Below are 19,739 nucleotides of genomic sequence, written 5' to 3'. Positions count from 1 at the left end.
CCGCCACAAGGACAACAGCGGTGCGTTGTGATTTCGCCATAGGACTCAAATACTCAGTTGCCAATGAAAGAGCAGGGGGTGATTTGCCGGCATGCCTCTAGCACGGCAGGCCCGCAAAAAAAGGGGGTTTCCCCGGATTGTGGGAAACAGCATTTTGCTGCACTGCACTTGAAAGATCTGCAGAACTGTCTAAACTGTAGGCATGACGCTTGACTGCACAAGAATTGTGCGCAAGATAGGTCATGGCCAGCGCGATGAGGCGCGGCCTAGTTGACGAGACCCCTGTGACCGGCCCGGCAGTATCCGGCTCTAAGCCGTTGAAAATAGGCGATATTGAAGTCGCCACCCCGGTCTTCCTGGCGCCCATGTCGGGGGTGACGGACTCGCCCGTTCGGCGGCTGGTGGCTGAGCTCGGGGCCGGTCTGGTCGTGTCCGAGATGACCGCAAGCGATGAGCTTGCCAACGGCCATCGGATGTCGCGGTTGCGCTGCGAAGCAACGGGAATCGGCCCGCATGTGGTCCAACTTGCCGGCTGCGAGGGGCACTGGATGGCCGAGGGCGCCCGGATCGCGGAAGCCGAGGGCGCCGATATCATCGACATCAACATGGGCTGTCCGGCCCGCCACGTCACGGGCGGTCAATCCGGCTCGGCCCTGATGCGCGATCTCGACCACGCCGTCAGCCTGATCGATGCGACGATCGCGGCGGTGAAGGTTCCGGTGACGCTGAAGATGCGGCTCGGCTGGGATGACCGCAGCCGCAATGCGCCGGACCTGGCGCGGCGCGCGGAAGCCGCCGGCGTCAAGCTCGTCACCGTTCACGGCCGCACCCGCTGCCAGTTCTACAAGGGGGAGGCCGATTGGGATGCGATCCGGGCCGTGCGCGAGGCGATCTCTATCCCGCTCATCGTCAATGGCGACATCACGTCCTACGAAACAGCCCTCGCGGCGCTCGAAGCATCGGGTGCCGATGCCGTGATGATCGGCCGCGGCGCGCAGGGCCAGCCCTGGCTGCCGGGCCAGATCGGCCGCCGCCTCATGGGCGGGGCGGCCGAAGCCGCGCCGTCGCTCGAGAGGCAGCTCCATTACGTCCGTACGCTCTATGAGGGCGTCTGTGCGCTCTATGGCCTGCGCGTCGGTCTCAGGCACGCGCGCAAGCATCTGGGCTGGGCGCTCGACGTCGCGGCCGATGCGAGCCGCGCGCCGGCCGAGAAGCTGAAATCCTGGCGCCAGAAGATCCTTACCGCCGAGGATCCGCGCCTCGTTCACGGTTCACTGCAAGATGCCTTCGACGACTTCGCATGGAGCGCTGCTGCATGAGCTCAGCCGCTGAACATCGTCGGCCGCTTCCGTCCGACAGCGACGCGATCCTGGACGCGCTTCCCAATCCTGTGCTGATGATCGGGCCGGACGGCAAGATCGTCGCCGCCAACATCGCGACCGAAGCTTTTTTCGAGATCTCGACGCAGTTCTTGAAGCGTCAATCGCTGAAGGAGCTGGTGCCGTTCGGCAGCCCCTTGCTGGCGCTGATCGACCAGGTGCGCTCCTCGAACTCGCCGGTCAACGAATACAAGGTCGATCTGGGCACGCCGCGCATGGGCGGCGACCGCCAGGTCGATCTGCATGTCGCGCCGCTCACCGAGCGGCCCGGCCATATCGTGGTGATGCTCCAGGAGCGCACCATCGCCGACAAGATGGATCGCCAGCTCACCCATCGCAGCGCTGCGCGCTCGGTGATCGCGCTGGCAGCGATGCTCGCGCATGAGATCAAGAATCCGCTGTCGGGCATTCGCGGCGCGGCGCAGCTCCTGGAGCAGCAGGCCTCGTCCGAGGACCGCATGCTGACGCGGCTGATCTGCGACGAGGCCGACCGCATCGTGACGCTGGTCGACCGCATGGAGGTGTTCGGCGACGAACGCCCCGTGGTGCGTGGCCCGGTCAACATCCATTCGGTGCTCGACCATGTGAAGCGGCTGGCGCAGTCCGGCTTTGCCCGCAACATCCGTTTCATCGAGGATTACGATCCCTCGCTGCCGCCGGTGCTGGCGAACCAGGATCAGCTGATCCAGGTGTTCCTCAACCTCGTGAAGAATGCCGCCGAAGCGCTGATCGACGTGCCCGACGCCGAGATCCAGCTCACCACCGCGTTCCGCCCCGGCGTGCGCCTGTCAGTCCCCGGTCAAAAATCCCGGGTATCCCTGCCGCTCGAATTCTGCGTGAGGGACAATGGACCAGGCGTGCCTGACGACCTTCTGCCCAACCTGTTCGATCCCTTCGTGACCACCAAGCAGACCGGCTCGGGCCTCGGTCTTGCCCTGGTCGCCAAGATCGTCGGCGATCACGGGGGCATCATCGAATGCGAATCTCAGCCGCGCAAGACCACCTTCCGCGTGCTGATGCCGATGTATTCCACATCGGTTAAACATGCCGATCAAAGCAGTCGCGACGGCTCTGCCGGGAAGTCGTCGTCTGTGTCACAGGGGGCAAAATGAGGATTAACGATGCCCGCAGGTAGCATTCTCGTCGCTGATGACGACACCGCCATCCGCACGGTTCTCAATCAGGCACTTTCCCGCGCCGGCTATGAAGTCAGGCTCACCGGCAACGCCGCAACGCTGTGGCGCTGGGTCAGCCAGGGGGAGGGCGATCTCGTCATCACCGACGTGGTGATGCCGGACGAGAACGCCTTCGACCTGTTGCCGCGGATCAAGAAGATGCGGCCGAATCTGCCCGTCATCGTCATGAGCGCGCAAAACACCTTCATGACCGCGATCCGCGCCTCCGAGCGCGGGGCCTATGAATATCTGCCGAAGCCCTTCGACCTGAAGGAGCTGATCGCGATCGTCGGCCGCGCGCTGGCCGAGCCGAAGGAGCGGGTCTCGACGCCGGACGAGGACGCCGAGATGGAGGCGATCCCGCTGGTCGGCCGCTCGCCGGCGATGCAGGAAATCTATCGCGTGCTGGCGCGCCTGATGCAGACCGATCTCACCGTGATGATCACGGGCGAGTCCGGCACCGGCAAGGAGCTGGTGGCGCGCGCGCTGCACGATTACGGCAAGCGCCGCAACGGCCCGTTCGTCGCCGTCAACATGGCGGCGATTCCGCGCGACCTCATTGAATCAGAACTGTTCGGTCATGAGCGCGGCGCTTTCACCGGCGCCAACACCCGCGCCTCCGGCCGGTTCGAGCAGGCCGAGGGCGGCACGCTGTTCCTCGACGAAATCGGCGACATGCCGATGGAGGCGCAGACCCGCCTGCTGCGCGTCCTGCAGCAGGGCGAATACACCACTGTCGGCGGCCGCACCCCGATCAAGACCGACGTTCGCATCGTCGCGGCGTCCAACAAAGACCTGCGCGTCCTGATCCAGCAGGGCCTGTTCCGCGAAGATCTGTTCTTCCGCCTCAACGTCGTGCCGCTGCGCCTGCCCCCCTTGCGCGAACGCATCGAGGACCTGCCGGATCTGGTGCGGCACTTCTTCGCGCTGGCCGAGAAGGACGGCTTGCCGCCGAAGAAGCTCGACGCGCTGGCGCTGGAGCGGATGAAGCAGCACCGCTGGCCCGGCAACGTGCGCGAGCTCGAGAACCTCGCCCGGCGCCTCGCCGCGCTCTATCCGCAGGACGTGATCACGGCCTCCGTCATCGACGGCGAGCTGGCGCCGCCCTCGGTCAGTCCGGGCGCCGCGGTCCAGCAGGGTGTCGACAATCTCGGCGGCGCCGTGGAGGCCTATCTGTCCTCGCACTTCCAGGGCTTTCCGAACGGCATGCCGCCGCCGGGCCTCTATCACCGCATCCTCAAGGAGATCGAGGTGCCGCTGCTCACGGCAGCGCTCGCCGCCACCCGCGGCAACCAGATCCGCGCCGCCGATCTGCTCGGCCTCAACCGCAACACGCTGCGGAAGAAGATCCGGGACCTCGATATCCAGGTGTACAGGAGCGGGGGCTAGTTTTTCGCGACAAACGCTAAACGCGTTGGCGCGGGGTGGCTCAGCTCCCCTACCACAGCGGAGCTGAGCCTGTCCGGATCGCGCTGGCCGTTGTGGCTGACGCGGTGAGCAGAAGTCCTGATAGGGCCGAAATGTTCCGCCGGAACATCCAAATCGGTCGTTCGGCCGCTAGGCGCTGAGTCGCACCTACCTCACCAGACGGCTGGACACGGGTGGCACGTTGGCCAATTGCGTCGGCGGCGGCTGCAGGCCGACGCCGTTGACCAGAAGGTCGGCGGCCACGATCAGCAGCAGCACGGCCGAAACTATCGTCGCAAGAAAGAGCCTCTCCATCCCGGTCAATCCGGAGACACGGCAATCCGTTCCCGGCAACGAGGGCCGATCAGGCCTATCCCTGTGGATTGCGCCAAATCCTGGGGCGCATAAATTACTTATATATTGCAATACCTTATGAGGTTGAGACATGCCAGCCTTCGCCGCGGCCGCTTGATTTGGATCAAGAAGGCCGTGTGACGGAGGCCGCTACGTCCATTGCATTGCCGCACTCCGGGAAGGACAGCGTCGTCTTGAACACACTTCGCAAGCTTCTCTCCGCGGAGCAGATCGTCCAGCTTGTGATCCGTCTCGGATTGCTGGCGCTCCTGATCGCGTGGACGTTTCTGATCATCCGCCCCTTCGTGCCGATCCTACCTGGAGCGCGGTGCTGGCGGTTGCGTTCCATCCTGCCTTCAGCTGGCTCGCCAAACGCCTCGGCGGCCGGCCCCGGACGGCCGCAGCCATCCTCACACTGACGACGCTTGGCATCGTCATCGGTCCGGCGGCATGGCTCGGGCTGAGCGCCGTCGAAGGCATCAAGGACCTCGCCACCCAGATCGGCACGGGCGATCTCGTGCTGCAGGCGGCGCCGGAATGGCTCAAGGGCTGGCCGCTGATCGGCCCCCAGCTGTTCGATCTCTGGACGCTGGCCTATACCAACATTCGCGCCGTTCTGCGCGAGGTGGCGCCGTATCTGAAACCGCTGGCGGGGGTGATGCTGTCCTTCGCCGGCAGCGCCGGCGTCGGCACGCTGCAGTTCCTGCTGTCGGTGCTGGTCGCCGGATTCCTGTTTCCGTACGGACCGCAGCTCGTTGCTGCGGTCCGCGGTTTCCTGTTCCGCGTCGTGCCGGAGCAGAGCGAGCATTTTCTCGAGCTGGCGGGCGCGACGATCCGGGCGGTCTCGCAAGGCGTGATCGGCGTTGCGATCATCCAGGCGCTGCTCGCCGGCATCGGCCTCAAGCTTGCGGGCATCCCGAGCGCCGGCCTGCTCGCCATCCTCGTTCTGCTGCTGTCGATCGTGCAGATCGGCGCTGCGATCGTCCTCGTGCCCGTGGTAATCTGGATCTGGATGGACAAGGACGTGACAACGGCGGTGCCTCTGACGATCTTCCTCGTCGTCGTCGGTCTGCTCGACAACATCCTCAAGCCGCTGGTCATGGGCCGCGGCCTGAGCACGCCGACGCTCGTCATCCTGATCGGGGTCATCGGCGGCACATTGGCGCACGGCATCATCGGTCTCTTCATCGGCCCGATCATTCTGGCGGTTGCCTGGGAGCTCGCGGCTGCCTGGATCCGGATCGACCGTTCCGCAGCGCTGCAGGCGCAGGACGAGTCCGAGATGTCGACTGCCGTCCAAAGATGAGTCCACGCTCGCGGGGCAACCCCTGATGCTGCTTCAAGTCGTCGTCGGCGCGCTGGTCAGCGCGATCAATATCGGAATCCATGCGTTGGCGACGGTCTTTGCCGTGTCGATCGCGCGAGCCGCCGGTCTGCGCCACACCAACAGTCCCCGGCTGCATTTGATGGGGGTGATGGTCGCAACGGCCGCAGCGCTGAGCGTCGCGCACACCTTGGAGGTGCTGGTCTGGGTCTGCACGTATTGGCTCGTCCAGGCGGCGCCGCCGGGGAGCGACATGCTGTATTTCGCCTTCGTCAACTACACCACGCTCGGCTATGGCGACATCACGCCGGTGTCCGAATGGCGGCTGATCGGGCCGTTGACGGCCATGAACGGCATCCTGCTGTTCGGCTGGTCGGCGGCCATCCTGTTCGAGGTCCTGCGCAAGACGCTCGAGCATCTCGAAGCGATCGAACGGCTCCCGGGCAGGAACGGGCAATGAGCATGCCGCTCAGGGCTGAAGATCGAGGTTCGCGAGTTGGTCTCGGTCCAGGAGCACGATCTGGCGCTGGGTGTTGCCGATGAAGCCGAGGATGCCGAGGTCATGCAGCCGCGAGAGGGCGCGAGAGACGGTCTCCAGCGTCAAGCCGAGATAGTCGGCGATATCGCGCCGCGACATCGGCAGCGCGAGGACGCCCGCAGCGGTCAGCCTCTTGTCCATTTCCAGCAAGAAAGCCGCGACCCGCTCCAGCGAGGTCTTGCGGCCGAGCAGCAGCATGTGATCTTCCGCATGCTGGAGATTGTTGGTGGTCATGCTGAGCAGGTTTCTGGCCACCATGACGTCGTTCTCGGCCACCATCTCGAGGCTTTGCCGCCTTACGAGACGCACCGTGGTGTCGACGATCGCCTCGGTGGTGAAACGGTGCTCGTTTCCGTTCTCCAATCCGAAAATGTCGCCAGTCAGGTGAAAGGCGCCGATCTGTCTGCGACCGTCCGAGAGCAGCTTGTAGCTCCGCACCGCGCCGGACTTGACCTGGTAGACATATTCGGCGGGTTCTTTCTCGCCATAGATCTCGGCGCCTTTCTTGTAGGAAAATTCGATTAAACTGACGAGCGCATTTGAATCGCTCGTCATGCCGAGGTCGCGAAGGGAGTTGGGACGCAGCGCGGAATCGGTGGTGATGCGAACGAACATGGGCCAGCTCCTCAGCTTGCCGCCGAATTGGTCTTTGAGACAAAATCTCTTGCCGCGGAAATGCGCCGCGCAATCGCGCTCCCGCCGAGGTTGATTTACGACTAACGAGGTATTCCAATCCATTGTCCCAAGGGTCATTGTCCCAAGGGACAGCGGGGGGCACTCGCTGCGCGGAGTGAGAAGTTCTGGATGGGGGCGGAAGAGTATTTTGTTGCGAAGCATATGTTTGGTTTGTTGAACCGTTGGCAACCACGCGGCCTCGGTTAAAGATTGCGGCTTGTGGAATTTCGCGCGAGGTGAATGGTGCCCGGCCTTGTCCATGTGGTCGATGACGACGCATCGTTCCGGACGGCGATCGAGCGCAGGCTGAAGCTTGCCGGTTATGACGTCGTAACCTACGCGTCGGCGCAGGACTTCCTGGACGCAGCGCTGGATGACGAGCAGCCGGGATGCATCCTGCTCGACGTGCGGATACCGGGCTTGAGCGGGCCTGAATTGCAGAACCGCCTGATCGCCGCGGGCTCGACGTTGCCGATCATATTCCTGACGGGGCACGCCGATACGCCGACGACCGTCCAGGCGATCAAGGCGGGAGCGGAAGACTTCCTGACCAAACCGGTTTCGTCGGAGCTGTTGCTCGATGCGATCGCGCGTGCGCTGGTGAGACAGGATGCCGCACGCAGCCATCGCGGCAAGCTCGAAGCATTTCGCGCGCACCTGGCGACGCTGACGCAGCGCGAACGGCAGGTGTTCGATCTCATCGTCCGCGGCAAGATCAACAAGCAGATCGCGTACGAGCTCGGAACGACCGAGCGGACCGTGAAAGCGCATCGCCATCAGGTGATGGAGAAGATGCAGGTTCATTCGCTAGCCGAGCTCGTCTCGATCGCGGAACGGCTTGGGATGCTGGATTCGAACGGCGGTTAGCTGCCACGTCGCTTCGAACGCAATTCCTGCGGCGTCACTGCCCTAAAGGACAATATGAAGCGCGTTGACGTGGTGATGCGATGCGATCGCGGTACAGCCAGTGATTGCAGCCGTCGCGTCACCATCGTGCCGAGGCCTCGAGGGCGCTTTCCTGCCGATGCGCGAATCCGTTTTCATCGTCGACGACGACCCATCCATGCGAGTCAGCATCAGCAGGCTGCTGCGCGCGCACGGCTTCGCGGTGACGCTGTTCGATTCCGCCGAGGCCTTGCTTGATCACGGCGATTTCGACACGGCGATCTGCATCGTCCTCGACATCAATCTCGACGGCAAGTCCGGCGTCGATCTGCGCCGCAAGCTGGCGGAGGAGGGCGTCACGGCGCCCGTGATCTACATCACCGGCGATGACAGCGCGGTGAACCGGTCGGCCGCCGTTTCGTCCGGATGCGTCGCCTATCTGACAAAGCCGTTCACGGCGCAGTCATTGATCGAGTCGGTGACTCGTGCGGCCGCGGCATAGGGGCAGGGCCGGTCACTCATCGACATACTGCTCCAGCGTCTTGGTGGGGGCGCCCTTGCGGACCGCAGCGAACTGCGCCAGGGGCACTGTCGTTGTCAGCGCCAGCAGGTTCGAATCGACGACCTCGAGCGTCAGCGTCTTCCCGGACTCCAGGTCCTTGATGATGCCGGCAGGCGCGACGTCGGCTGCGATGCAGGCGTTGGTCAGACACCAGCTATAGGGAACACTGAACGACCTGCCCTGGTCGACCGACAGCTTGGCCGGCCTTTGCAGGTACATGCCGACGGGCACAAAGAGTTGCAGCCGGGCCGTCGGACTACCTTCGCGTTCGATCAGGTCGACGCGCACGGCCATCTGGCCGGTCGGGAATGTCCCGGTGATGGTGGTCCGGCACAACATCGGCGCTCCGCCCGCCTTGAAGCAGAGCTTTTGCCAGTCACCATAGGTGATGTCCTTGGCTTCGCGCTGGCCGCGCGTGGCGACCTCGGGAGGTTTATCGGCACGTGCGGCTTTCGGCGCGGCGATGGCAGGATAGGTCGCCGCTACGACGACGGTGGCAACCAGGAGGCCACGGAGACAATCACGGACAGGGGACATGGTTGCGCCTCCAGGGCTGGTTCGTCCTCGGCATGGGCCGGCGCCGCGAGGCCAATGAGAAGGCACAGAACGATTGCAGAGATGCGGACGATTGCAGCTGGACCAAAGCGCATCCCGGCCTCCTCAACCCGTGAACGTGGCGGCCACCACGATCGGACCGAGCACGGTGAGAACGACATTGCCGACCGCGTAGGGGACGGCGACGCCGAGCACCGGGGTCTGGCTTTCGGCAACGTCGCAGGCACCGGTGACGGCGGCGTCGACCGTCATGGCGCCGGCGAGCGCCCCGCAGGTCACGACCGGGTTCATGCGCAGCACATAATAGGCAACGAGCGTTCCGACCGTCATCGGGACCAGTGTGACGACGATGCCCATGCCGACCAGCAGGAGGCCGTGCGCCTGGATCGCCGACCAGGCGGCGAGCCCGTTGCCAAGCCCAACGGCCGCGATGAAGCCGCCGAGCCCGAGATCGCTCAGTGTCTGCTGTGCGGCAGGCGGCATCGCTCCGATGCCGGGCTTGCGCGTCCGCAGCCAGCCGCAGACGAGCCCGGCGATCAGCGCGCCACCGCCGCCACCGAGCGTCAGCGCGACAGTACCGACCTTGAAGCTGGCAAGACCTGCCAGCAAACCGGCGGCGATGCCGACCGCAAGGAAGGCGATGTCGGTCCGGTCGCTGGTATTGAGGGCATGTCCCACCTGGGTCGTGGCCCGCGCGATATTGCCGGCGCTGCCGACCAGTGTCATGACGTCACCGATATAGACACGCGTGTCGGGACTGAGCGGCACCTCGCGCCCCATGCGCGTGAGCGCCCGCAGAAATACGCCGCGCGTATTTTCACCCAGCCGGTCGACGATCTCACGGAGCGAGCGGCCGTGCAGATCGCGGTTCTCCACCAGCACCTCGATCACATTGCCGGGCAGATTGCGCAGCAACTCTCCCGCATCGATCTCGGCCCCGAGGACGGGCTTGGCCGCAACGATTGCGGCGGTCGGACCTGTGACAACGATGTCGTCACCGGTCTCAAGCACGGTGTCCGGCTGCGGCTTGACGTCGGTGCCGCCGCGCACGATCCGCTCCACCACCGTCCGACTGCCGATCTCGGCCTCGATCGCCGCGACGGAGCGGCCGGCGCTGGCCGAGATGCGATAGGCGCGGGCCTGGAATTTGCGATACGAAAGGTTTTCCGTCTTCGGCGGCGCGCCGCCGGCGAGCTCCGCCTCGAGCTTCTTGGCCTCCGCCTTCAGATCGATGCGCATCAGCCGCGGCGCGACGAACGGCACGAACAGCAGCGTGAGGATGTAGCCGAGCACGTAGGTCACCGCATAGCCCGCCGCAATGTTGGCTTCCTGCTGCTTCAGCACATCGCTCGGCAGGCCGAGCTGGGCCAGCGCACCCGAGGCCGTGCCGATCACGGAGGACTGGGTCAGCGCGCCGGCGGTCAGTCCTGCCGCTGTGCCGGTGTCCAGCGTGAACACGCGGGCGAAGACGAGCACCAGCACGAGCCCGGTGGCTCCGATCACCAGCGCCAGGCCGACCTGGGCCAGGGTCCGAACGCTCAAGGAGGCGAAGAACTCCGGCCCCGAGCGATAGCCGATGGTGAAGACGAACAGGCTGAACAGGACCGCCCTGAGGACCGGCGGGAACGTAAAGCTTCCGAGCTGTCCGATCAGCACCGCGACGATCAGGATGCAGGCCGTGGTGCCGATCGAAAAGCCTCGGATCCTGATGCGGCCGAGGATGGTGCCGATCGCAATTGCCAGCAGCAGGAAGATTTCCGGTGCGGTGGTGACGATCCACCTGACGGTGTCCATGGTCGCATTTCCCCCGGCGCATTGCGGCGGATTTGATTGTGGCGCGGCGAAGATTGCTTGATCCAGATCAAGCCTTGCCGCGGGCAAGCCGCCGCCAATGCTGTGATGAAGTGTTCGCGACAGCATCCGTTGCCGACATGAGTACGCTGGACGTCGCAGCCGGCGCGATCCGCCGCGATGAGACGGTCGAAATCGTGATGCTGCTCGCTTTCGCCGGCGGCTATATCGACGCCTATACCTGGATCATCCATGGCGTGATGGCCAATGCCCAGACCGCCAACGTGGTCTTGCTCTGGGTCTACGCGATGGCCGGTGATTGGATGCAGGCAGTTCACTTCGCACCGCCGATCCTGGCTTTCACCGTCGGCATCGTGATCGCCGCCTGGCTGCGCCGTGTTGCCGGGGACCGCGCCGGCGCGCTCAGCATCCTCGTCGAGATCGTGTTCTTGATCACGGTCGGCGTCCTGCACAACCGGCTCCCGGATCTGGCCGGCACGCTCGGCATTTCCCTGGTGGCGGCGATGCAGGCGGCAATGTTCGTGAAGGTCGAGGGCTCCGTGTGCAGCACGGTGATGATCACCGGCAACCTGCGTCAGTCTGTCGAAACCATTTTTGCGGTCGTCTATGGAGGGGCGCCGCCCGGGACGCTGCGCAAGTCCGGCATCTTCTTCGCACTATGTGCGGTGTTCGGCTGCGGCGCTGCTGCCGGCGCCTTCGCCACCAAGGCCTTTCCCGACCTCGCGCTCGGCATTCCCGTGGTTGCGCTGCTGATTGTCCTGCTGCGCTGCGAAGCAACGCCACGTGGGGCCATCAGATGAACGCGCCGCTTGACGTGAACTGGATGCGCTTCTTTCCGCCGGCAGGCTGGCTCGCCCAGTATCGCCGTGAATGGCTTGTCTCCGACGCCGTCGCCGGCATCACACTCGCTGCCTACGCGATCCCGGTCTCGCTGGCCTATGCCGCGCTCGCGGGACTGCCGCCGCAGGTCGGCGTCTACGGCTACATGCTCGGCGGCCTCGGCTATGCCTTGCTCGGCTCGTCCAGGCAGCTTGCGATCGGCCCGACCTCGGCGATCTCGCTGATGATCGCCGGCACTGTCGGCGCGCTCGCGGGCGGCGACACCGCGCGCTATGCGCAGATCGCGAGCCTTGCGGCGTTTGCAGTGGCGGTGCTGTGCTTCATCGCCTGGCTCTTCAAGCTCAGCGTGCTGGTTCGCCTCGTCAGCGACAGCATCCTGGTGGGCTTCAAGGCCGGGGCAGGGCTCACCATCATCATGAGCCAGTTGCCGAGCCTGCTCGGCGTCGCCGGTGGCGGTCATAACTTCTTCGACCGGGCCATCAAGCTGATCGGGCAGCTCGGCCAGATCCATCCGCTGGTGCTTACGATCGGCGCGGTCGCGCTGCTGCTCCTGCTGTTCGGGGAACGGCGGCTGCCGGGCAAGCCGGTCGGCATCACCATCATGGCGCTGGCGATCCTGGTTGCGACGATCCTCGGCTTTGCGGCGATGGGTGTGCCCGTTACCGGGAAGATACCGGAGGGGCTACCGGCGGTAGGGATGCCGACCTTCGGCCTGCTGGAGTTCGACGAACTGTTTCCGCTCGCGGCCGGCTGCGTGCTGCTGGCCTATATCGAAGGTGTCTCCGCCGCGCGCAGCTTTGCGGCCAAGCACGGCTATGCGCTCGACGTGCGGCAGGAATTCCTGGGGCTGGGCGCCGCGAACCTGGCTGTGGCGTTCGGCCATGGCTATCCCGTCGCCGGCGGCCTGTCGCAATCCGCGGTCAACGACAGCGCCGGCGCGCGAACGCCGCTGGCGCTGGTGATCTGCTCGGTGACGCTTGGGCTCTGCCTGCTGTTCTTTACAGGACTGTTGACCAATCTGCCCAAGGCGGCGCTCGCAGCGATCGTCTTTGCCGCAGTCTACAAGCTCGTAGATGTCGGCGCGCTCATGCGGATGTGGCAGGTCAGCCGGATCGACTTCCTTGCCGCATCCATCGCGCTGGTCGCGGTGCTGCTGCTCGGTATTCTCCAGGGCGTTCTGCTGGCGTCCATTGCATCGATCTTCCTGCTTCTGGCGCGAGCCTCGCGGCCGAACGTGGCGTTTCTCGGCCGGCTGCCGGGCAGTGGCCGCTATTCCGACAGCGCCAGGCATCAGGGCGTCGAGCCGCTGGTCGGCGTCATCGCATTCCGCCCCGAGGCCTCGCTGCTCTACATCAACGCCGAGACGGTCCTCGATACCGTGCTGGGCGTGCTGCGTAGTTCCGACGGCACCAGGCTGGTCGCCTGCGACCTTTCGGCATCGCCCTATATCGACCTCGCCGGCGCGCGCATGCTGCACGATCTGACCGATGAGCTTGCCGCGCGCAAGATCGCCTTCTGCATCGTCGGCGCACACGGGCAGTTGCGCGACCTCCTGCGCGCCGAGGGATTGGCGGAAAGGACCGACAGCGGCCAGTGGCTGCGTTCGCTCGACAGCGTCCTCGGCGAGGATCATGTCGGAACGGCGCAACGCACCGCCTGACGAGCTGTGCTGCGTTGCAAAGAGCGGCGGCTGGATTGGCTGTCAATCATAACGCGAGACCGTTGACTTGGATCAATGGAGCCTCGGCCTGCGCACTCACGATCCGCCATCACCTTCGCCCAATGGCCGGCACGGATCGGGAGAGAGACATGTCCAAGGACGCCAACCCCGCACAGAAGCGCATCGACCAGTTCTTCTCCGGGCCCGGCGGACGGGCCGACGATTGGCGCGACCTGGTGGAGGCTGCGAAGGCGTGGGCCCGCGGGGGCAATCGCGCCGCCTATGACGCGGCGCTGGCCGAGCTCTCGATCACGGAGGAATATCACGGCTATCCCGGTCTGCAGCTGATGGCCGCGCTGCGGGAAGCCGCGGCCGCAGGGGACGGCGCGACATCGTTCGCTCTTGCGACGAAGATTGCCCAGGCCCTGGCGACGCGATCCTTCCGTCAGCACGCCGGCGACTGGAGCGCAAAGGATGACGGCAACGGCGACGCGCCCGAGCTGGTGCCGCCGAGCTTCGGTGCGCATGCGGTGCGCCGGCCCTATTTCGAGACGCTGATTGTCACTGGCGTATCACCCAGCCAATGGCCGGCACTGGCCGCGGAATGGCGCAAGCTGCGGCGGCCGGTCGATGCCTTCGTCTACGAACCCGTCATCGTCGGCAGCCTGGAGGACGCCTTCTGTGCCACGATGCTCAATCCGAACATCGGAGCGGTCATCATCAACGAGGGCTTTGGGCTGCGTTCGCGGCACAATGCGCCGGTGCTGCGCTCGATCATGGCCTCGGCCAGTCTCAACGAGGAATCCGATGCGTCGGCGCTGCGGCTCGCGCAGATCATCAAGCGGGTCAGGCCTGAGCTCGATCTCTACATGATCTCGAACCGCGACGTGGAGGAACTTGCCGGAAATCCCGACGCCGATGTCGTCCGCCGCATCTTTTACTCAGTCGAGGAGCTGCTGGAGCTGCATCTGTCGATCCTCGAAGGCATCCAGGACCGCTACGACACGCCGTTCTTCGACAATCTCAAAAAATACGCCCAGCGCCCGATCGGAACGTTCCACGCGCTGCCGATCGCCCGCGGTAAGTCCATCTTCAAGTCCGACTGGATCCGCGACATGGGCGAGTTCTACGGCCCGAACCTGTTCCTGGCCGAGAGCAGCGCCACCACCGGCGGCCTCGACAGCATGCTGGAGCCGACCGGCAACATCAAGAAGGCACAGGAGAAGGCGGCGAGGGCGCTCGGCGCCGATCGCGTCTTCTTCGTCACCAACGGCACCTCGACGTCGAACAAGATGGCGGTGCAGGCGCTGCTCGCGCCCGGCGACATCGCGATCGTCGACCGCAACTGCCACAAGTCGCATCACTACGGCATGGTGCTCGCCGGTGCCCAGCCGATCTACGTCGAAGCCTTCCCGATGACGGAATATTCGATGTATGGCGCCGTGCCGCTGAAGACGATCAAGCAGGCGCTGTTGAACGCCAGGGCCGACGGCCGGCTCGACCGCGTCAAGATGATCGACCTGACCAACTGCACCTTCGACGGCCACATCTACAACACCCGCCGGGTGATGGAGGAGTGCCTCGCCATCAAGCCGGACCTGATCTTCCTGTGGGACGAAGCCTGGTTCGGCTTCGCGCGCTTCTCGCCGTTCCTGCGCCGCCGCACTGGCCTCGGCGCCGCCAACGAGATCGAGGCGTGGATGCGCGATCCCAGATCGGTCGCCGCCTATGAGAAACAGCAGGCCGAGCTCGGCAAGAACCCATCCGACGAGGCGCTGCTGAAGATCCGACTGATCCCCGATCCCAGGCAGATCCGGCTGCGCGTCTACCAGACCAACTCGACACACAAATCGATGTCGGCGATCCGCCAGGGCTCGATGCTGTCGGTCAAGGACGTGGAATTCCACACGGTTGAGCAGCAATTCAAGGAGGCGGTGTTCACGCATGCATCGACTAGTCCAAACCAGCAGCTGATCGCGAGCCTTGACATCTCGCGGCGGCAGATGGAGCTGGAAGGCTATGGCCTCGTCGCTAATGCGATTGAGATCGCCTTCGCCATCCGACAGGCGGTCAACACCAATCCGCTGATCTCGAAATATTTCCGCATCCTCGGCGCCGACGCCATGGTGCCGGCGCAATACCGCCAGAGCGGCTTCACCGACTATCTCGCCGATGGGGTCAACTGGGCGAATACGCTCAAGAGCCTGGACGAGGACGAGTTCTGCCTCGACCCGACCCGCATGACGCTGGTGTGCGGCATGGCGGGCTTTGACGGCACCCAGTTCAAGGGCATTTTGGCCAACGAGTACAACATCCAGGTCAACAAGACCTCGCGCAATTCGGTGCTGGTGCAGTCCAACATCAACAACACCCGCAGCGACGTCGCGCATCTGATCCGTGTGCTCGCCGAGATCGCGGGCGAGATCGACCGCGGCCTTGCCCAGGGCGGCGCCAATGCCAGGAAGACCTTCGAGGCGCGGGTGACGAGCCTGATGAAGGATGTGCCTGATCTGCCGAACTTCTCGCATTTCCACCCGAGCTTCCGTGGCGATGCCGGCGCCAAGACCAACGAAGGCGACATCCGCACCGGCTTCTATACGGCCTACGACGTGGCCGGCTGCGAGCACATCCGCCTCAACGATCCCGAGATCGACCGGCGGCTGAAGGCCGGGCCGGAACTCGTCTCCGCCAATTTCGTGATCCCGTATCCGCCGGGCTTCCCGATCATGGTGCCCGGCCAGGTGATCACCCAGGAAACCATCGACTTCATGCGCAAGCTCGATGTGAAGGAGATCCATGGCTACGACGCCAAGGAGGGACTGAAGCTCGTGCGCACGGAAGCCCTGGCGAAACTCGGCCGGCCGAAGCCCGCTGCTCAGCCGAAGCTGAAAGCCGCGTCATAAGGCTTGGAGGGGACGAACATGCAGGCGTTCTTCACGTTCCTGCAGCAGAACCCGTATCTGCTGCTGTTCTTCGTCGTCGGGCTCGCCGTCTATATCGGGCGGGCCAGCATCAAGGGCTATGGCCTCGGCATGGTCGCCGGCGCCATCGTGGTCGGCGCCGGTCTGTCGGTGTGGGCCTCCACCTATGGCGTAAAGCTCGAGCTGAACAATTTTGCCAAGAGCCTGTTCTATTACCTCTTCATGTACGGCGTGGGCTTGCGGGTCGGTCCGTCCTTTATCAACAGCCTGAGGGGCGACGGCCTCAAATTCTGTCTGCTGGCCCTGGTGTCGAGTGTCATCGGCCTCGCGCTGGTCGTGATCGGCGCCAAGATGTTCTCGCTCCCGCCCGGCGCGGCCGGCGGCATGCTGGCGGGCTCGCAAACCATGTCGGCGGCGATCGGTTCGGCCGAGCAGGCCGTCAGCTCCGGCGTGGTCAAGCTGCCAGCCGGAATGAAGCCCGAGGAAGCCTCGGGCATGATCGCGCTGTCCTACGGCATCACCTACATCTGGGGCACCGTCGGCATCATCCTGATCTGCAAATATCTGCCGCGCTGGTGGGGCGTCGATGCCAGGGCTGCCGCGAAGCAGTATGAGCAGGAGTTCGGAGTCAAGGATCTCGAAGGCGGCGGCCTGACCGGCTATCGGCAGTTCGGTCTGCGTGCCTATCGGCTGGACAATCCGGCGACGGTCGGCATGAGCATCGCGAAATTCCGCGCCGTCAATCCGGAATACCGGATCGTCAATGTCGGACGGAACGGCGAGCCGCAAGGGGCCGATCCCGAGCTCGTGCTGCAGAAGGGTGACATCGTCGCGCTCGGCGGCTCGACCGAGCATCTCACGGAGAAGATGGGCCTGATCGGCCCGGAGGTCGCCGATGCCAAGACGCTCGGCATTCCCATGGACCAGGCCGAGATCCTCATCACCAACAAGGAGGTCGTGGGCCGCACCTTCGAGTCGTTCCGCGATACCGCGATCGCCGGCCAGTTGCAGGTCACCAAGGTGGAGCGCGGCGGCGTGCAGATTCCGGCTGGCCTGAAGACCAAGCTCGAGCGCATGGACATCGTCTCGGTGGTCGGTCTGAAGTCCGCGGTCAACGAGCTCGGCGAGATGTGGGGCCGCATTGCGCGGGCCAACACTTCGACCGATCTGCTGACGCTGGCCGTCGGTATGATCGTCGGCTTCCTGATCGGCATGATCGAGTTCCCGGCCTTCGGCGCCAAGGTCGGCCTCGGCAACGCCGGCGGCCTCTTGCTGTCGGGCGTGATCGTGTCCTCGGTCGTGTCGCGGCTGCGCTTCTTCGGCAATACGCCGAATGCCGCGCGCAACGTATTGGAGGATCTCGGCCTCGTGGTGTTCGTCGCCATCGTCGGCATCAATGCCGGCGCGGGCCTTCTGGCACAGCTCACCGGCGCGGTTGCCTTGAAGATCTTCCTGGTCGGCTTCATCGCCTGCACGATCCCGCCGTTCATCGTCTGGGCGATCGGCTATCACGTCTTCAAGATCAATCCGGCCGTGCTGATGGGCGGCGTCGCCGGCGCCCGCTCGCATTCCGGCCCGTGCCGCGAGGCGGCCGTCGAAATCCAGAGCTCGGTGCCCTGGATCGGATTCCCGGTCGGCTATGCCGTCTCGGGCATCCTGCTCACCGTGTTTGGCTACTTCGCCATGATCCTGGCTCAATAGGGGGAAGAAAACGTCATGAGAAAGTTCACCATCGGCGCCGTCCTTGTCGCCTCGCTGGCAGCCGTTGCCGGATCCAGCACGCTCGCGCGTGCCGAGACCGGCGACGTTGCGGTCGTCTTCACCAAGGGCGGATTCGTGGTCGGCGTCGGCGGCGGGGAGGGCGTGCTGCTTCTGCGGGGCAAGAAATATCCCTTCACTGTATCGGGCATGAGCGTCGGCTTCACGATCGGCGCATCGACCAGCAAGTTCGTCGGCAAGGCCTTCAATCTGAAGGGGCCCGCGTCCATCGAAGGGTCCTATGCGGTGGGCGGAGCCGGTGGAGCGGTCGCAGCGGGCGCCGGTGCGGTCCAGTTGCAGAACGGCAATGGCGTGATCCTTCAGCTCACCGGTCCCAGGGTCGGCGCAGAGGTGTCGGCCGCGGTCGGCGGCGTGACGATCCGGCTGAAGTAGGCTCGACGAGAGTCTCGACGCAAACGGGCTGCGTCGCCGCAGCCCGTTCCGCTTTCGATATCGCGCGGTTCAGTAACGTTCCTCGACGAACTTCAGTCCGCGCAGGCTGGCCTGGTCGTTGTAGCGTCCCTTGTGCGAGCGCGGTGGCAGCTTGACCTTCTCCCGCTTGACCTTCTTGTAGGGGATGGTTCTCAGGATGTGCGAGATGACGTTGAGCCGTGCGCGCCGCTTGTCGTCGGAGCGGATCAGTCGCCAGGGCGCATGTTTGGTGTCGGTCGCCTCGAACATCATGTCGCGCGCGCGCGAATAGTCGTACCAGCGCCCGAACGACTCGGTGTCCATCGGGCTCAGCTTCCACTGCCGCAGTGGATCCTCGATGCGCGCCATGAAGCGGCGCTCCTGCTCCTCCATCCCGACCTCGAGCCAGAGCTTGATCAGGATGATGCCGGCGTCGACGGCGAATTTCTCGACCAGCGGGCACAATTCCAGGAACCGCTTGTGATCGGCCGGCGAGCAGAAGCCCATGACATATTCGACGCCGGCGCGGTTGTACCAGCTGCGGTCGAAGATCACGATTTCGCCGCCGGCCGGAAATTGCTCGATATAGCGCTGCAGGAAGAGTTGGGATTTCTGCCGGTCGGAGGGCGCGGGCAGGGCGCAGACGCGGAAGACGCGCGGGCTGACCTTTTCGGTCAATGCCTTGATGGTGCCGCCCTTGCCGGCGGCATCGCGGCCCTCGAAGATGATGATCACCTTCAGCTTCTGGGTTCTGACCCAGTCCTGAAGATGGCACAGCTCGACCTGGAGCTTTTCCAGCTCCTTCTCGTAGTCCTTGCGCTTCATCCGCTCGGCAGTATCGTCCTTGGCCATGCCCGTCCTTCCGCGGCTGCGCGCTACTCGTCGCCCCAGGAAATGGTCACGCCGATATCGCCAGGCATGCCGCCCGGAAATTCGATGACCTGATAGGCGATGCGATAGCCGCGCGGCTTCAGATAGTCGGTCCAGAGCTGGAAGATCTCCTTGGGGATGCCGGTCAGCGTATCTTCCCAGCCCTTTTCCATCTGGTTGATGGCGCGTCCCTTGTCGGTGCAGAGCGTGTTGGGAAAACGATACACCATGACCTCGGTGAGCCCATTTCGCACTGCGCGCTGGATGATCGTGGAGGCGAGCTTGATCTTTTCCTCTTCGGTCTTGCCGGAAGGCTTGCTCAGGCGCTCGATCAGGGCGCGCTTTTCGGCCTCGGCCGCCGCGGCGAGGCGGACATACTCTTCCGCCTTCTCGGCCTCCTTGAGCGCGGCCTCTTTGCGGATCTGCGTGGCGCTGGGAATGAGTTCGTCGAGGCCGGGCATGGCTGCGGCTCCCTTGGATTGTGCATTCGGCTTTCGGGGACGCTATGTCCGACGGCGGGCATTCCCTTGATTCAAATCAAGCAAATCGGGAGGCGACCTGAACACAGTACCGAAAGTGCTCGTTTGCTGCCCGGGAGAGACGTTTGAGCGAC

General features: G+C 64.6%; 17 protein-coding genes and 1 pseudogene. 12 read left to right on the top strand and 6 right to left on the bottom strand.

Features of this window, described 5'->3' with window-relative positions:
• Nucleotides 1–317: 317 nt before the first annotated feature.
• Genes dusB through ntrC form a run of 3 tightly spaced genes read left to right on the top strand, consistent with a single transcriptional unit; the run spans nt 318 to nt 3,943 of the window.
• Nucleotides 318–1,319 carry a tRNA dihydrouridine synthase DusB gene (gene dusB, locus A5906_RS28970; protein WP_186465138.1) on the top strand — a complete coding sequence of 334 codons (1,002 nt, stop codon included), beginning with the start codon at nt 318–320 and terminating at the stop codon, nt 1,317–1,319.
• Complete coding sequence (locus A5906_RS28965; RefSeq protein ID WP_080138619.1) at nt 1,316–2,491, top strand: two-component system sensor histidine kinase NtrB; 1,176 nt, start codon at nt 1,316–1,318, stop codon at nt 2,489–2,491. The genes dusB and A5906_RS28965 overlap by 4 nt, the downstream gene beginning before the upstream one ends.
• A gap of 9 nt (nt 2,492–2,500) precedes the next feature.
• Entirely contained in the window at nt 2,501–3,943 is a 1,443-nt protein-coding gene (ntrC, locus tag A5906_RS28960; RefSeq protein WP_080138618.1) for a nitrogen regulation protein NR(I), read from the top strand.
• Nucleotides 3,944–4,129: 186 nt separating this feature from the next.
• Here ntrC and A5906_RS43270 read toward each other — a convergent pair whose 3' ends face one another.
• Entirely contained in the window at nt 4,130–4,276 is a 147-nt protein-coding gene (locus A5906_RS43270) for a hypothetical protein (RefSeq protein ID WP_167523411.1), read from the bottom strand.
• 233 nt (nt 4,277–4,509) lie between these two features.
• Here A5906_RS43270 and A5906_RS28955 point away from each other — a divergent pair.
• Both A5906_RS28955 and A5906_RS28950 read left to right on the top strand, forming a co-directional pair.
• Nucleotides 4,510–5,621 (top strand): annotated as a pseudogene (locus A5906_RS28955) (AI-2E family transporter).
• 25 nt (nt 5,622–5,646) lie between these two features.
• Nucleotides 5,647–6,099: a potassium channel family protein gene (locus A5906_RS28950; RefSeq protein ID WP_080138617.1), complete on the top strand. Its 453-nt coding sequence runs from the start codon at nt 5,647–5,649 to the stop codon at nt 6,097–6,099.
• Nucleotides 6,100–6,108: 9 nt separating this feature from the next.
• Here A5906_RS28950 and A5906_RS28945 read toward each other — a convergent pair whose 3' ends face one another.
• Nucleotides 6,109–6,792 carry a helix-turn-helix domain-containing protein gene (locus A5906_RS28945; protein WP_080138616.1) on the bottom strand — a complete coding sequence of 228 codons (684 nt, stop codon included), beginning with the start codon at nt 6,790–6,792 and terminating at the stop codon, nt 6,109–6,111.
• 303 nt (nt 6,793–7,095) lie between these two features.
• Between A5906_RS28945 and A5906_RS28940 the strand changes: the two genes are divergently transcribed.
• Nucleotides 7,096–7,719 carry a response regulator transcription factor gene (locus A5906_RS28940; protein WP_167523440.1) on the top strand — a complete coding sequence of 208 codons (624 nt, stop codon included), beginning with the start codon at nt 7,096–7,098 and terminating at the stop codon, nt 7,717–7,719.
• Between the two features lie 196 nt (nt 7,720–7,915).
• Complete coding sequence (locus tag A5906_RS28935) at nt 7,916–8,239, top strand: response regulator transcription factor (protein ID WP_245326959.1); 324 nt, start codon at nt 7,916–7,918, stop codon at nt 8,237–8,239.
• Between the two features lie 12 nt (nt 8,240–8,251).
• Here A5906_RS28935 and A5906_RS28930 read toward each other — a convergent pair whose 3' ends face one another.
• Both A5906_RS28930 and A5906_RS28925 read right to left on the bottom strand, forming a co-directional pair.
• A complete protein-coding gene (locus A5906_RS28930) occupies nt 8,252–8,836 on the bottom strand; it encodes an invasion associated locus B family protein (RefSeq protein ID WP_080138613.1) in 585 nt (194 codons plus the stop codon).
• 123 nt (nt 8,837–8,959) lie between these two features.
• Nucleotides 8,960–10,648 carry an aspartate:alanine exchanger family transporter gene (locus A5906_RS28925; RefSeq protein ID WP_080138612.1) on the bottom strand — a complete coding sequence of 563 codons (1,689 nt, stop codon included), beginning with the start codon at nt 10,646–10,648 and terminating at the stop codon, nt 8,960–8,962.
• Nucleotides 10,649–10,785: 137 nt separating this feature from the next.
• Between A5906_RS28925 and A5906_RS28920 the strand changes: the two genes are divergently transcribed.
• The 5 genes from A5906_RS28920 to A5906_RS28900 all read left to right on the top strand — a co-directional run bounded on the left by A5906_RS28920 (nt 10,786) and on the right by A5906_RS28900 (nt 18,238).
• Complete coding sequence (locus A5906_RS28920; protein WP_080138818.1) at nt 10,786–11,466, top strand: YoaK family protein; 681 nt, start codon at nt 10,786–10,788, stop codon at nt 11,464–11,466.
• Complete coding sequence (locus tag A5906_RS28915) at nt 11,463–13,166, top strand: SulP family inorganic anion transporter (RefSeq protein ID WP_080138611.1); 1,704 nt, start codon at nt 11,463–11,465, stop codon at nt 13,164–13,166. The genes A5906_RS28920 and A5906_RS28915 overlap by 4 nt, the downstream gene beginning before the upstream one ends.
• A 149-nt stretch (nt 13,167–13,315) precedes the next feature.
• Nucleotides 13,316–16,069: a beta-eliminating lyase-related protein gene (locus A5906_RS28910; protein WP_080138610.1), complete on the top strand. Its 2,754-nt coding sequence runs from the start codon at nt 13,316–13,318 to the stop codon at nt 16,067–16,069.
• 18 nt (nt 16,070–16,087) lie between these two features.
• On the top strand, nt 16,088–17,788 hold the full coding sequence (locus A5906_RS28905) for an aspartate:alanine exchanger family transporter (protein ID WP_080138609.1): 1,701 nt from the start codon (nt 16,088–16,090) through the stop codon (nt 17,786–17,788).
• 15 nt (nt 17,789–17,803) lie between these two features.
• Nucleotides 17,804–18,238, top strand: a complete 435-nt coding sequence (locus A5906_RS28900; protein ID WP_080138608.1) for a hypothetical protein — start codon at nt 17,804–17,806, stop codon at nt 18,236–18,238.
• Nucleotides 18,239–18,307: 69 nt separating this feature from the next.
• Here the strand turns inward: A5906_RS28900 and ppk2 are convergent, their stop codons facing one another.
• Together ppk2 and A5906_RS28890 are read right to left on the bottom strand one after the other, a co-directional pair.
• Nucleotides 18,308–19,108 carry a polyphosphate kinase 2 gene (gene ppk2, locus A5906_RS28895; RefSeq protein WP_080138607.1) on the bottom strand — a complete coding sequence of 267 codons (801 nt, stop codon included), beginning with the start codon at nt 19,106–19,108 and terminating at the stop codon, nt 18,308–18,310.
• Nucleotides 19,109–19,131: 23 nt separating this feature from the next.
• Nucleotides 19,132–19,587 (bottom strand): hypothetical protein, encoded by a 456-nt coding sequence (locus A5906_RS28890; protein ID WP_080138606.1) that lies wholly within the window; start codon nt 19,585–19,587, stop codon nt 19,132–19,134.
• Nucleotides 19,588–19,739: the final 152 nt, after the last annotated feature.

The organism is Bradyrhizobium sacchari, assembly GCF_002068095.1.
In the GTDB taxonomy this organism is placed as follows: Bacteria; Pseudomonadota; Alphaproteobacteria; order Rhizobiales; family Xanthobacteraceae; genus Bradyrhizobium; species Bradyrhizobium sacchari.
Note: the sequence above shows the minus strand (reverse complement) of the source record. Positions and strands in the feature narration are given on the sequence as shown.